This is a genomic window from Streptantibioticus cattleyicolor NRRL 8057 = DSM 46488 (assembly GCF_000240165.1).
Taxonomy (GTDB): Bacteria; Actinomycetota; Actinomycetes; order Streptomycetales; family Streptomycetaceae; genus Streptantibioticus; species Streptantibioticus cattleyicolor.
In genome coordinates this window covers 5,782,436-5,795,180 of the sequence record NC_017586.1, presented here as the reverse complement: position 1 = coordinate 5,795,180, position 12,745 = coordinate 5,782,436, and the positions used below count along the sequence as shown (strand labels likewise).

General features: G+C 73.7%; 14 protein-coding genes and 1 riboswitch. Of the genes, 2 read left to right on the top strand and 12 right to left on the bottom strand.

The window, feature by feature from the left end:
• Nucleotides 1-2: 2 nt before the first annotated feature.
• From SCATT_RS25500 to SCATT_RS25450, 11 genes are all read right to left on the bottom strand, one after another.
• On the bottom strand, nt 3-1,094 hold the full coding sequence (locus tag SCATT_RS25500) for a hemolysin family protein (protein ID WP_014146081.1): 1,092 nt from the start codon (nt 1,092-1,094) through the stop codon (nt 3-5).
• On the bottom strand, nt 1,091-2,416 hold the full coding sequence (locus SCATT_RS25495) for a hemolysin family protein (RefSeq protein ID WP_014146080.1): 1,326 nt from the start codon (nt 2,414-2,416) through the stop codon (nt 1,091-1,093). Before SCATT_RS25495 ends, SCATT_RS25500 begins: the two co-directional genes overlap by 4 nt.
• Before the next feature lie 241 nt (nt 2,417-2,657).
• Nucleotides 2,658-3,119 (bottom strand): PH domain-containing protein, encoded by a 462-nt coding sequence (locus SCATT_RS25490; RefSeq protein WP_014146079.1) that lies wholly within the window; start codon nt 3,117-3,119, stop codon nt 2,658-2,660.
• A gap of 32 nt (nt 3,120-3,151) precedes the next feature.
• Nucleotides 3,152-4,000 (bottom strand): ATP phosphoribosyltransferase, encoded by an 849-nt coding sequence (hisG, locus tag SCATT_RS25485; RefSeq protein WP_014146078.1) that lies wholly within the window; start codon nt 3,998-4,000, stop codon nt 3,152-3,154.
• A gap of 50 nt (nt 4,001-4,050) precedes the next feature.
• Nucleotides 4,051-4,320 (bottom strand): phosphoribosyl-ATP diphosphatase, encoded by a 270-nt coding sequence (locus tag SCATT_RS25480; RefSeq protein ID WP_014146077.1) that lies wholly within the window; start codon nt 4,318-4,320, stop codon nt 4,051-4,053.
• A 34-nt stretch (nt 4,321-4,354) separates the two neighbouring features.
• A complete protein-coding gene (gene ribH / locus SCATT_RS25475) occupies nt 4,355-4,840 on the bottom strand; it encodes a 6,7-dimethyl-8-ribityllumazine synthase (RefSeq protein ID WP_014146076.1) in 486 nt (161 codons plus the stop codon).
• A gap of 53 nt (nt 4,841-4,893) precedes the next feature.
• The gene (locus SCATT_RS25470) at nt 4,894-6,198 is read right to left on the bottom strand and encodes a bifunctional 3,4-dihydroxy-2-butanone-4-phosphate synthase/GTP cyclohydrolase II (protein ID WP_014146075.1); all 1,305 of its coding nucleotides are present in this window, start codon (nt 6,196-6,198) and stop codon (nt 4,894-4,896) included.
• Entirely contained in the window at nt 6,195-6,848 is a 654-nt protein-coding gene (locus SCATT_RS25465) for a nicotinamide mononucleotide transporter family protein (protein ID WP_014146074.1), read from the bottom strand. Before SCATT_RS25465 ends, SCATT_RS25470 begins: the two co-directional genes overlap by 4 nt.
• On the bottom strand, nt 6,845-7,462 hold the full coding sequence (locus SCATT_RS25460; protein ID WP_014146073.1) for a riboflavin synthase: 618 nt from the start codon (nt 7,460-7,462) through the stop codon (nt 6,845-6,847). The genes SCATT_RS25465 and SCATT_RS25460 overlap by 4 nt, the downstream gene beginning before the upstream one ends.
• A gap of 1 nt (nt 7,463) precedes the next feature.
• Complete coding sequence (gene ribD / locus SCATT_RS25455; RefSeq protein ID WP_014146072.1) at nt 7,464-8,585, bottom strand: bifunctional diaminohydroxyphosphoribosylaminopyrimidine deaminase/5-amino-6-(5-phosphoribosylamino)uracil reductase RibD; 1,122 nt, start codon at nt 8,583-8,585, stop codon at nt 7,464-7,466.
• Between the two features lie 153 nt (nt 8,586-8,738).
• Nucleotides 8,739-8,869: riboswitch (FMN riboswitch) on the bottom strand.
• Nucleotides 8,870-8,995: 126 nt separating this feature from the next.
• Nucleotides 8,996-9,394: a nuclear transport factor 2 family protein gene (locus tag SCATT_RS25450; RefSeq protein ID WP_014146071.1), complete on the bottom strand. Its 399-nt coding sequence runs from the start codon at nt 9,392-9,394 to the stop codon at nt 8,996-8,998.
• A 126-nt stretch (nt 9,395-9,520) separates the two neighbouring features.
• Here SCATT_RS25450 and SCATT_RS25445 point away from each other — a divergent pair, with 126 nt between their 5' ends.
• Nucleotides 9,521-10,516 carry a LysR family transcriptional regulator gene (locus SCATT_RS25445; RefSeq protein WP_014146070.1) on the top strand — a complete coding sequence of 332 codons (996 nt, stop codon included), beginning with the start codon at nt 9,521-9,523 and terminating at the stop codon, nt 10,514-10,516.
• Here SCATT_RS25445 and SCATT_RS25440 read toward each other — a convergent pair.
• Nucleotides 10,414-11,799, bottom strand: a complete 1,386-nt coding sequence (locus SCATT_RS25440) for a uracil-xanthine permease family protein (protein ID WP_014146069.1) — start codon at nt 11,797-11,799, stop codon at nt 10,414-10,416. The genes SCATT_RS25445 and SCATT_RS25440 overlap by 103 nt on opposite strands.
• A 237-nt stretch (nt 11,800-12,036) precedes the next feature.
• Between SCATT_RS25440 and SCATT_RS25435 the strand changes: the two genes are divergently transcribed.
• Nucleotides 12,037-12,729 carry a DUF5995 family protein gene (locus SCATT_RS25435; protein ID WP_014146067.1) on the top strand — a complete coding sequence of 231 codons (693 nt, stop codon included), beginning with the start codon at nt 12,037-12,039 and terminating at the stop codon, nt 12,727-12,729.
• Nucleotides 12,730-12,745 lie beyond the last annotated feature (16 nt).

Sequence of the window (12,745 nt, the reverse complement as noted above, 5' to 3'; positions counted from 1 at the left end):
GGTCAGCCCGCGTACGCCCGCGGCTGCGGGGCCTTGCGCGGGTCGGCGACGCGGGCGTCCCGGTGGGCCGGGTCGTGCACCTCGCCGACGAGCATCTCCAGCACGTCCTCCAGCGCCACCAGGCCGAGCACCCGGCCCGCCGGGTCGGCGACGGCCGCCAGGTGGGTGGCGGCCCGGCGCATCGCGGTGAGCGCGTCGTCCAGCGGCAGGTCGGCCCGCAGGGTGACCATCGGCCGCCGCAGCCGGGCCGGCACCGGTTCGTCGCCGTGCTCCGGCCCCTCCAGCTCCAGCACGTCCTTGACGTGGACGAAGCCCAGGAAGGTGCCGTCCGGGCCGCCCACCGGGAAGCGCGAGTAACCGGTGCGCACCGTCAGCGCCTCCACCTCGCGCGGGGTCACCGACGGGCCCACGGTGACCAGTTGGTCCGGGGTGAGCAGGACGTCGGTGACCGGGCGGCTGCCCAGTTCGAGCGCGTCGGCCAGCCGGGCCTGCTCGTCCGGGCCGAGGAGTCCGGCCTGCCGGGAGTCCTCCACCAGGTAGGTGAGCTGTTCGCTGGTGAAGACGGTCTCCATCTCGTCCTTGGGCTCCACCCGGAAGGCCCGCAGCACCAGCCGGGCGCACGCCCCGAGCACCGCGATCACCGGCCGGAACGCCCGGGCGAAAGCGACCAGCCCGGGGCCGAGCCACAGCGCGGCCTTCTCCGGCGCCGCCATCGCCAGGTTCTTGGGCACCATCTCGCCGATCACCAGGTGGAAGAAGACCACCACGGCGAGGGCGATCACGTACCCGGCCGGGTGCACCAGCTGGTCCGGCACCCGTACCGCGGTGAAGATCGGCTCCAGCAGCCGGGTCACCGTGGGCTCGGCGACGGCACCCAGGGTCAGCGAGCAGATGGTCACGCCGAACTGGGCGGCGGCCATCATCCGCGGCAGGTGTTCCAGGCCGTGCAGGACGGTTCGGGCGCGCCGGTGGACGCCGGCGAGCGGTTCGATCTGGCTGCGGCGGACCGAGACCATGGCGAACTCGGCGCCCACGAAGTAGCCGTTGGCCAGCACCAGCACGGCCGCGAAGAGCAGTTGCAGGAAGATCGTCACCGTTCCTCCCGCCCGTCCGCGTCGCGCACCAGCCGGACCCGTTCGGCCCGGTGGTGGCCGGTGCGGGTGACCCGCAGCTCCCAGCCGGGCAGGCGGGCCACGTCACCGGTGACCGGGATGCGTTCCAGCAGGTCGGCGACGAGGCCGGCGACCGTCTCGTAGGGGCCGTCGGGGACGTCGAGGCCGACCCTGATCAGGGTGTCCACCCGGCAGCTGCCGTCGGCGTCCCAGGCCGGGCAGCCGTCCTGGTCGGGCGCGGGGGCCAGCTCGGGGTGGGCGTCGGCCTCGGCGTCGTGCTCGTCGCGCACCTCGCCGACGAGTTCCTCGACGATGTCCTCCAGGGTGACCACGCCGGCCGTGCCGCCGTACTCGTCGACGACGACGGCGATCGGCTGTTCGTTGCGCAGCCGCTCCAGCAGCGGCCGTACCGGCAGCGTCTCCGGGACGAGCAGCGGGGCCACCGCGATCCGGCCGACCGGGGTGCGGGCCCGTTCGTGGCCGGCCACGGCGAGGGCGTCCTTGAGGTGGACCATGCCGACCACCTCGTCCAGCCGTTCCCGGTAGACGGGGAAGCGGGACAGCCCGGTGGCGCGGGTCAGGTTGAGCACGTCGGCGGCGGTCGCGGTGTCCTCCAGGGCGGCCACCCTCACCCGGGCGGTCATCACCGACTGGGCGGTCAGCTCGCCGAGGTTGAGGGTGCGGACAAACAGGTCGGCGGTGTCCGGCTCGATCGCCCCGGCCAGCGCCGAGTGGCGGGCGAGGGAGACCAGTTCGGTGGGGGTGCGGGCGGAGGCCAGCTCGTCGGCGGGCTCCACGCCCAGCGCCCGTACCAGCCGGTTGGCGGCGGCGTTGAGCAGCGTGATCACCGGCCGGAAGAGCCGGGAGAAGACCCGCTGCGGGCCGGCCACCATGCGGGCGACCTGCAACGGCCGGGAGACCGCCCAGTTCTTCGGGACCAGCTCGCCGATGACCATCTGCACGGCCGAGGCGAGGATCATGCCGAGGACGACGGCGATCCCGGGGGCGGCACCGCCCGGTACGCCGATCGCGGTGAGCGGCCCGGCCAGCAGATCGGCCAGCGCGGGCTCGGCGAGCATACCGACGACCAGCGAGGTGATGGTGATGCCCAGCTGGGTGCCGGAGAGCTGGAAGGACAGGCCGCGCAACGCGGCCACCACGCTGCGGGCGCGCCGGTCGCCGCCGGCCGCGGCCCGCTCGGCCTCCGGGCGTTCCACGGTCACCAGGCCGAACTCGGCGGCGACGAAGAATCCGTTGGCCAGGATCAGCAGGAAGGCCGCGCCGAGCAGGATCAGGGGCGTCATGCCGCCACCACCACGCGCGAGGCGCTCAGGGCAGGGGCGGCGCAGGTACTACAGGACGATTCGTCCATCGCCGGGAAAGTGTCACTCCTCGGGTAGGTCCGTCAATCCCCCGCCGGGCCGTGGCGGGGGCCGCGGCCGTGCAGGGCGGGGCGGGCGCTTCGGTGCGCCGTCAGGAAGTCAAGAGTAGTCAAAGGTCGGGGCGGCGGGGGAGGTGTGGCCGCCGCACCGGTCGGCCGCGTGGTCAGCGGCCGGCCGGGGTGCCGGTGCCGTACGCCTCGGTGAGCGCGCGCAGCCGGCCGGCGTCGCGGACCGCCTGGCGGCGGGCCATGCCGGGCTGGATGCCCATGGCGGCCAGCGTGGTGCCGTCGGCGAGGTCGAGGTAGACCCACGGGTCGCCGGGGCGCAGGTTGACCCCGAGCACCTGCGGCCAGGCCAGCCGGCGCCGGGTGACCACGTTGACCACGGTCACCCCGTCGCGGGCGGCGACCACCTTGGGGCGGGCGAGCATCGCCAGCAGGGCGAAGATCAGCAGCCCGGTGGTGATCATGGTGCTGCGGTCGGTGAGCGACCACGGGGCCGGCATCGCCACGGCGATGGTGACGAAGACGGCGAGCATCACGGTGCCGATGGTCAGCAGCACGGCGCGGGTGCGCGCCGGGCGGAAGGTCACCGGCAGGTCGGGCAGGTCGTCGGGGGCGGGCACGGCGGGCGCTCCGGTCGGTCGCGGCCGGCCGGTCACAGCCGGCAGGCGTGGATGCCGGTGGTGAGGATCGCCCGGGCACCCAGGTCGTACAGGTCGTCCATGATCCGCTGGGCATCCCGGGCCGGGACCATGGAACGGACCGCGACCCACCCCTCGTGGTGCAGCGGGGAGATGGTGGGCGACTCCAGGCCCGGGGTGAGCGCGACCGCCTGCTCGACCTTCTCGGCCCGGATGTCGTAGTCCATCATCACGTACCGCCGGGCCACCAGGACGCCCTGCATCCGGCGGAGGAACTGCTGGACCTTGGGGTCGTCGGCGGGGGCCCCGGTGCGCCGGATCACGACCGCCTCGGACTCCAGGATCGGCTCGCCGATGATCTCCAGCCCGGCGTTGCGCAGCGTGGTGCCGGTCTCCACCACGTCCGCGATGATCTCGGCGACGCCGAGCTGGATGGCGGTCTCCACGGCGCCGTCGAGGTGGACCACGGAGGCGTCCACCCCGTGGTCGTCGAGGTGCTTGGCGACCAGCCCGGCGAAGGAGGTGGCGATCGTCATGCCGCCGAACTCCTTGACGTCGGTGGCGGTGCCGGGGCGGGTGGCGTACCGGAAGGTGGAGGCGGCGAAGCCGAGCTGGAGGATCTCCTCGGCGTCGGCGCCGGAGTCCAGCAGCAGGTCGCGGCCGGTGATGCCGATGTCCAGCTTGCCGGAGCCGACGTAGACCGCGATGTCGCGCGGGCGCAGGAAGAAGAACTCCACCTGGTTGTCGGCGTCCACCAGGACCAGTTCGCGGCGGTCCTTGCGCTGCCGGTAGCCGGCCTCATGCAGCATCGCCGACGCAGGCTCGGACAGTGAACCCTTGTTGGGGACGGCGATGCGCAGCATGGGGGTGGATTCCTTCGTCTTGGGGTGTTCGTCGGGCGCGGGGGTGCTGACTACAGGTGAGCGTATACGTCGTCCAGGGAGATCCCCCGGGCGACCATCATCACCTGAAGGTGGTAAAGGAGTTGCGAGATCTCCTCGGCGGTGCGGTCGGCGCCCTCGTACTCGGCGGCCATCCACACCTCCGCGGCCTCCTCGACCACCTTCTTGCCGATGGCATGGACCCCGAGGCCGACCAGTTCCGCGGTACGGGAGGCGGCGGGGTCGCCGGTGGCCTTCTGCTGGAGCTCGCCGAAGAGCTCCTCGAACGTCTTCTTGGACATGGTGCTCCTACCCTACGGGGTGGCCGGCGGCCACTCAGCGCCAGGGCTCGGAGACCGAGCGCAGTGTCGCCGCGGTGGCCACCGCCGCGGTGACCGCCTCGTGGCCCTTGTCCTCGGTGGAGCCGGGCAGCCCGGCGCGGTCCAGCGCCTGCGCCTCGGTGTCGCAGGTGAGGACGCCGAAGCCGATCGGAACCCCGGTCTCCACCGCGACCTGGGTGAGCCCGGCGGTGACGCCCTGGCAGACGTAGTCGAAGTGCGGGGTGCCGCCGCGGATCACCACGCCGAGGGCGACGATGGCCTCGTAGCCGCGGGTGGCCAACGCCTTGGCGACGACGGGGAGTTCGAAGCTGCCGGGGACGCGCAGCAGCGTCGGCTCGGCGATGCCCAGCTCGTGCAGGGCGCGCAGCGCGCCGTCCACGAGGCCGTCCATCACCTGCTGGTGCCACTGCGCGGCGATCACCGCGACCCGCAGGTCGCCGCAGCTCTTCACGGTCAGCTCGGGGGCGCCCTTACCGCTCACTTGGCTCTTCGCTCCTTCGTTCGGTTACCGGGTTGGTGCTGGGTGGGCCGCGGTCACCCGGGGTGGACCGGGGCGGTGTGGCCGGCGTCGAGCCAGGGCAGGTCGTGGCCCATCCGGTCGCGCTTGGTGCGCAGGTAGCGCAGGTTGTGCTCGCCGGCCTGGACGGGGACCGGCTCGCGGGCGGTGACCCGCAGGCCGTAACGGGCCAGCGCGTCGGCCTTCTCGGGGTTGTTGGTCATCAGGCGGACCGAACGCACCCCGAGGTCGGCGAGGATCTGGGCGCCGGCGCCGTAGTCGCGGGCGTCGGCGGGCAGGCCGAGTTCCAGGTTGGCGTCGAGCGTGTCGTGGCCGAGTTCCTGGAGTTCGTAGGCGCGCAGCTTGTGCAGCAGGCCGATGCCGCGTCCCTCGTGGCCGCGCAGGTAGACCACCACGCCGCGGCCGGCGGCGGCCACCTTCGCCAGCGACGCGCGCAGCTGGGGGCCGCAGTCGCAGCGCAGCGAGCCGAAGACGTCACCGGTGAGGCATTCGGAGTGCAGCCGCACCAGGACGTCCTCGCCGTCCAGCAGCCGGCCGGAGGCGTCGAGGTCGCCGGCGACCAGGGCGATGTGTTCCACGCCGTCGTCGGTGCCGCGGTAGCCGTAGGCGCGGAAGCCGCCGTGGACGGTGGGCAGCGAGGTGGTGGCGGCGCGCCGCACGGTGGGCTCGCCGCGCCGCCGGTGGGCGACCAGGTCGGCGATGGAGATGACGGTCAGGCCGTGCTTGCGGGCGAAGAGCAGCAGTTCGGGGAGGCGGGCCATGGTGCCGTCCTCGTTGGCGATCTCGCAGATCGCCGCGGCCGGGCGCAATCCGGCGAGCCTGGCCAGGTCGACCCCGGCCTCGGTGTGGCCGGTACGGGTGAGCACCCCGCCCTCCCGGGCGCGCAGCGGGAAGACGTGGCCGGGGCGGACGAAGTCGCCGGCGGTGGCGGCCGGGTCGGCCAGCAGCCGCAGCGTGGTGGCCCGGTCGGCGGCGGAGATGCCGGTGGTCACCGCGTGGGCGGCGGTGGCGTCCACCGAGACGGTGAAGGCGGTGCCCATGGACTCGGTGTTGCGTTCGACCATCTGCGGCAGGTCGAGCCGGTCGAGTTCGGGGGCCTCCATGGGGGCGCAGATCAGGCCGCGGCACTCGGTCATCATGAAGGCGACGAGTTCGGGGGTGGCCAGTTCGGCGGCGAAGACCAGGTCGCCCTCGTTCTCGCGGTCCTCGTCGTCCACCACGATCACCGGGCGGCCGGCCGCGATGTCGGCGATCGCGCGTTCCACGGGGTCGAGCGCGGAGGCGTCGGTCCGCGTGTCGTACCGGCTGTCGATTGCGGTCATGCCGCGGCTCCTTCCAGGGCCGTCGTCCGGGCGGCGGGGGTGCGGGTGCGCAGCCACCAGCCGCGCAGGCCCAGCAGCACCAGGACGAAGTAGATGCCGTAGACCAGCCCGGAGAAGGCCAGTCCGCTGGTGAAGGCGAGCGGGACGCCCACCAGGTCCACCGCCAGCCAGGCGAACCAGAACTCCACCCAGCCGCGCGCCTGGGCCACCATGGCGGCCAGCGTGCCGACGAAGATGTACGCGTCCGGCCAGGGGTTCCAGGACAGCGCGGGCACGGCGGCGAAGAGCCCGCCGACCGCGAGGGTGCCGGCCGCGGTGCCGGCGGCCAGCCACAGGCGCTCGCGCCAGGTGGCGAAGCGCACCGCCACCTCGCCGGTGTCGCGGCGACCGCGCTGCCAGCGCACCCAGCCCCACAGCGCCACCACGATGACGACGACCTGCTTGCCGGTCCCGCCGCTGAGGTGGGCGGTGAGGTAGGCGGCGACCAGGATCAGCCCGGAGAGGAACTGGGCCGGCCAGGTCCACATCGAGCGGCGCCAGCCGAGCGCGAGCGCGGCCAGGCCGAGCAGGTTGCCGATCATGTCGGACCAGATGACGTGCTGGCCGAGGACGCTGAACGCCGGCTCGGACAGCCAGCCGAAGGCGCTCACCGGCCGGCCTCCGTCCCGGTCCGGCGCTCGCCGAGCATCCGCTCGACGTATTTGGCGACCACGTCCACCTCGAGGTTGACCGGGTCGCCCGGCTGCTTGCGGCCGAGCGTGGTCAGCGCCAGGGTGGTGGGGATCAGGCTCACCGTGAAGTGGTCGGCGGCGGCCTCGACCACGGTCAGGCTGATGCCGTCCACGGTGATCGAGCCCTTCTCGACCACGTAGCGGGCGAGTTCGGCGGGGAGGGAGACGGTGACGACCTCCCAGTGTTCGGCCGGGGCGCGGTCGAGGATGGTGCCGGTGCCGTCCACGTGACCCTGCACCAGGTGGCCGCCGAGGCGTCCGCCGACCTGGGTGGGGCGTTCGAGGTTGACCGGTGAGCCGGGGGTGAGCGCGCCGAGGCTGGAGCGCTTCAGCGTCTCGGCCATCACGTCGGCGGTGAAGGTGTCCGGGCCCGGGGTGTCGACGACGGTCAGGCAGACGCCGTTGACCGCGATCGAGTCGCCGTGCCGGGCGCCTTCGGTGACCAGGGGGCCGCGCAGGGTGAAGCGGGCGGCGTCGCCGAGGTCCTCGACCGCGGTGACCTCACCCAGTTCTTCGACGATTCCGGTGAACACGTCAGTTCTCCTCGGCGGTGGCGGCGGGGCTGGGCCCACCGGGACGGCGTGGGTAGGCGGTGACGCGCAGGTCGGGGCCGACCCGGACGGCTTCGGCCAGGTCCAGGCGGAGGGCCTGCGCGATGGTGCGGACGCCCGCGTCGGCGAGCGCGGCCGGGCCGGCGCCGAGCAGGGTGGGGGCCAGGTAGCCGACGACCTTGTCGACCGCGTCCGCGGCGAGGAAGGCACCGGCGAGCGTGGGGCCGCCTTCCAGCAGCACGGAGCGGACGTCGCGCTGGTGGAGGGCGGTGAGCAGGGCGGGGATGTCCAGGCCGGGGCCGGTGGCGGCGCGCGGCAGCCGCAGCGCCCTGGCCCCCAGGTGGCCGGCGTCGGCGTCCTCGGCCACCGCGATCAGGGTGGGCGCGGCGTCGTCGAGGACCCGGGCGCCGGGCTCCACGGTGGCCTCGGTGTCCACCACGACCCGCAGCGGCTGGGTGACCTCGCCGGGCACTCCGCGGACGGCCAGGTGCGGGTCGTCGGCGCGCAGGGTGCCGGAGCCGACGAGCACCGCGTCGGCCTCGGCTCGCAGCCGGTGCACCTCGGCGCGGGCGGCGTCGGAGGTGATCCAGCGGCTGGTGCCGTCGGCGGCGGCGCTCCGGCCGTCCAGGGTGGCGGCGTACTTCCAGGTGACGAAGGGGCGGCGGTGGCGTACCGAGGCCAGCCACGCCTCGTTGCCGCGGGCGGCCTCGGCGGCCAGCAGTCCGGCCTCGACGTCGATCCCGGCGGCGCGCAGCCGTCCGGCGCCGCCGGAGGCGGTCGGGTCCGGGTCGGCGACGGCGTGCACCACGCGGCGGATCCCGGCGTCGATCAGGGCCTGGGAGCACGGTCCGGTGCGGCCGGTGTGGTCGCACGGTTCGAGGGTGACGACGGCGGTGCCGCCCCGGGCCCGGTCGCCGGCCTCGCGCAGCGCGTGGACCTCGGCGTGCGGGCCGCCGGCCCGCCGGTGCCAGCCCTCGCCGGCCACCCGCCCGTCGGCGTCGAGCACGACGCACCCGACGACCGGGTTGGGGCTGGTGTGGCCGAGTCCGCGCGCGGCCAGCGCGACGGCGCGCCGCATGGCGTCGGTTTCGACGGGGGTGGCCACCGGGTCCTCCTGCCTTCTTCGGCACGGACTCCGGGGCGGGAAGGAACGGTGACGGACACGGGCACCGGGGACGCCTCAAACACGCGAACGGCCGTCACGTCGCGGGGAACGCGACATGCCGACCGCCGACGGCGGCGTACCGGTACGTGGCCGCCGCGCACTGCCTCCCATCCGGACTTTAACCGTCGGTCCAGGAATTCCACCTGGTCAACCGGCCGCTGGCAGCGGACGGGTCGCGGACTGTAACCGCCGGTTCGGAGTTTCACCGACCCCGGAGTGCGCTGAACGTCACTGGTACGCGTCCAGTCTGCCACGCCGGGTCATGGCGTTGGGTACCGGCCCGTGTGGGGTGGGTCACAGCCGGTACGCCGGCGGCGCCTTCGGGGTGGCGCCGCCGGCCGGTCCGGGTCTCAGCCGAAGAAGGCGTTCATCCCCGGCACGTCGGACAGGTACGTCTCGATGGCCGCGATCTTGCCGTCCCGCAGGAAGCAGACGGTGGCCAGGTACTCGTCCAGCACGACGCCGTCGCGTTCGGCGGTGTTGTGCAGCGACAGCGCCATGTTGTCGCGGCTGACCAGGACCCGCTGGAACTCGAAGTCGACGCCGAAGCCAGCGATCAGCTTGGCGCGCTCCACCACGGCGTCGGCGCCCTCGGCCGGCCCGGAGATGCGGTTGTCGCCGGGGAGGGTCCAGGTGGCGTCCTCGGTGAACAGGTCCCGCAGGGCCGTCCAGTCGCGGGTCACCAGGCAGTGGTGGAACGCCTTGGCGAGCGCGTACTTGTCTTCATCGGTGGTGTGTTGCTGGCTCATGCCGAACAGCCTCGTCGCAAGCATCGCGGAAGGGAAATGACGGAACCCCGCGGACTTCATGCACCGCACGCATAACCCGCAGGTGGCGGCCGTCAGGCGGGGGAAGCGGTGGGGCACAATGGACGGGTGACCATCGACGAACTGCGCTGGTTCCTGGCCCTGGCGGAGACCGGGCACGTCACCGAGACCGCGGCACGGCTGCACATCGACCAGTCGACGCTCTCCCGCGCGCTGCGCCGGCTCGAACGAGGCGTCGGCACCGCGCTGTTCGACCGGGAACGGCAGCGGCTGCGGCTCAACGACTACGGCCGGGTCTTCCGCCGCCACGCGCAGCGCGCGCTGGACGAACTCGACGCCGCGCAGGGCCGGATCGCCGCGCTGCTGGAGCCGCCCCGCGACACGCTCGCCCTGGGGTTCGCGCACTCACTGGGCAGTTGGCTGGTCCCCCGGCTCGTCGGCGGCTACCAGCGCGAGGTGCCCGACGCCGGGTTCACCCTGCATCCCCAGGCCGCGGAGAACCTGCCGGGGCTGCTGCTGGAGGGCGCCGTGGACGCCGCCGTGACCAGTCCGCGCCCGTCCGACCGGCGCATCGGCTGGCTGCCACTGTGCGACGAGCCGCTGCGGCTGGCGGTGCCGGCCGGCCATCCGCTGGCCGGCCGCGCCGAGGTCCGTCTGGCCGAACTGGCCGACGAGCGGCTGATCATCATGGGGCGCGCCCTGGGGCTGCGCCAGATCACCTGCCAGATCTTCCACCGGGCCGGCGTCACCCCGGCGGTGACCGCCGAGAGCGGGGAGGTGGCCACCATCGTCAGCCTGGTGGCCGCCGGGGTCGGCATCTCGGTGGTGCCGGCCGGTGACGGCGCGCCGCCGCCGGCCGGGGTGCGGCTGGTCCCGCTCGCCGAGCACGACGCGTACCGGCCGGTGGGGCTGGCCTGGCACGCCGATCGCGCGCCGTCGCTGGCCGGCCGCCGCTTCCGCGAGTTCGTCACCCGGTACGCGCCGCGTCTGGCGGACCCGGATCACTCCGGGCCGGCGGAGGACTCGTCGTACTCGCTGGTGCCGCCGTCCAGCAGCGGCATCCGGCGCTGGGCCGCCGGGCGGGAGAGCCAGCGCAGCGCGTGATACCCGGTGAGCACGATGAGCGTGCCCAGGGCGATGCCGCCCAGCTCGAAGTGACTGGTGATCTTGAGTGAGACGCCGCCGATGGCGATGATGACGCCGGCCGCGGCGGGGACGAGGTTGAGCGGAACGGTGAAGTCGACCTTGTTGCGGATCCAGATCTGGGCGCCGAGCAGGCCGATCATGCCGTAGAGGATCACCGTGATGCCGCCCAGCACGCCGCCGGGAATGGCGGCGACCACGGCGCCGAACTTGGGGCACAGCCCGAACAGCAGGGCGAAGACGGCCGCCGCGGTGTAGGCGGCGGTGGAGTAGACCCGGGTCGCCGCCATCACGCCGATGTTCTCGGCGTAGGTGGTGGTCGCCGGGCCGCCGGCCGCGGTGGAGAGCATGGTGGCGGTGCCGTCGGCGAGGATGGCCAGGCCCATCTTGTCGTCCAGCGGGTCGCCGGTCATCTCGCCGACCGCCTTGACGTGTCCGGCGTTCTCGGCGACCAGGGCCACCAGCACCGGGAGGGCGACCAGGATCGCGGAGGCGGAGAAGCTGGGGGCGTGGAAGTGCGGCAGGCCGATCCAGTGGGCCTTGGCGACGCCGGAGAAGTCGATGCGCCAGTGGTCGGTCACCTGGCCGGCGCCGTTGGCGGAGTGGATCTTGCCGGTGGCGCGGTCGAGGACCCAGGAGAGCAGATAGCCGAAGACCAGCCCCAGGAAGATCGCGATGCGCGACCAGAAGCCGCGCAGCACCACCAGCGCCAGCCCGGTGAAGAGCATGGTCAGCAGCGCGGTCCACTGGTCCTGCGGCCAGTAGGCGGAGGCGGTGACCGGTGCCAAGTTGAAGCCGATGAGCATCACCACGGCCCCGGTGACGGCCGGCGGCAGCACGGCGTGGATGACCCGGGCGCCGAGGATCTGGATGGCGATGCCGCAGCCGGCCAGGCAGGCCCCGACCACGAGCATGGCGCCGGTGAGCGTGCCGGCGTCGCCGCCCTGGCCGGCGATGACCGCCGAGACGCCGACGAAGGAGAGCGAGGACCCCAGGTAGCTGGGGATCCGGCCGCGGGTGATCAGCAGGAAGAGCACGGTCGCCACGCCCGAGGCCATCAGGGCCAGGCTGGGGTCGAGCCCCATCAGGACCGGGGCGACGAAGCAGGCACCGATCATCGAGACCACGTGCTGGGCGCCGAGGCCGATGGTGCGCCCCCAGGTCAGGCGCTCCCCCGGCTTGACGACCTCTCCCGGCTCCAGATGCTTGCCATCACCGTGCAGCTTCCATCCGAAGCTGGTCATTGATCACGCTCCACGCTCGCGGCGCCCCGTGCCTCCCAGGGCCCCAGTGATTAATAGTCGAACAGGCACCATCGGACAAATCGAACGAGAAGGGCGTCGGCGGCGGCGTCCGCCGGGGCCCGCCCAAGGCTCCCACGCCGGCCGGTGGTCACCGCCGCGGCCCAGGGATCGCTCGTTACGGGGAACGCCGCGCCGGGGCGTCCGGGGCCGGCGGCGGTGCCCTGCGACGCTGGCGCCATGACGACGAGTGAGCGGGTCGCCCCCGCGGCGGGGCGGGTGGCCGACGTGGTGGCGTCCTTGCGGACGGTGGCAGCGGGGCTGCCGCCGCGGGACGGGGTGGCCGTCTTCAACCGGGTGTACCTGTCGGTCACCGAGGAGCTGGCACGCCGCCTCGACGGCGGGTTCTTCCCCGACCCGGAGCGGACGGAGCGGCTGGGGGTGTGTTTCGCGCGGCGTTATCTGCTGGCGGTGGCGGCGGACGGGGCGGGGCGCCGGCCGCCGGCCTGCTGGCGTCCGCTGTTCGAGCTGCGGCGGCGGCGCGGGGTGCGGCCGGTGCAGTTCGCGCTGGCCGGGATCAACGCGCACATCGGCCACGACCTGGCGCTGGCCGTGGTGGACACCTGCACGGAGCTGGGGGTGGAACCGGGTGCGGTGGAACGCGACTTCGAGCGGGTCGGCGAGGTGCTGGCGGCGCTGGAGGAACGGGTGCGCGAGGAGCTGATGCCCGGCCCCGACCTGCTGGAGCTGGCCGATCCGCTGACCCATCTGCTGGGTTGCTGGAGTCTGGAGCGGGCCCGGGAGGCTGCCTGGTCGGCCGCCGGCATCCTGTGGCGGCTGCGCGAACTCCCCGCGGTCTGCGAGGAGTTCGCGCAGCGGCTGGACGCGGGCACCGGGCTGGTCAACCGGTGCCTGCTGGTTCCGCTGACCTGAGCTGACACAACATCAG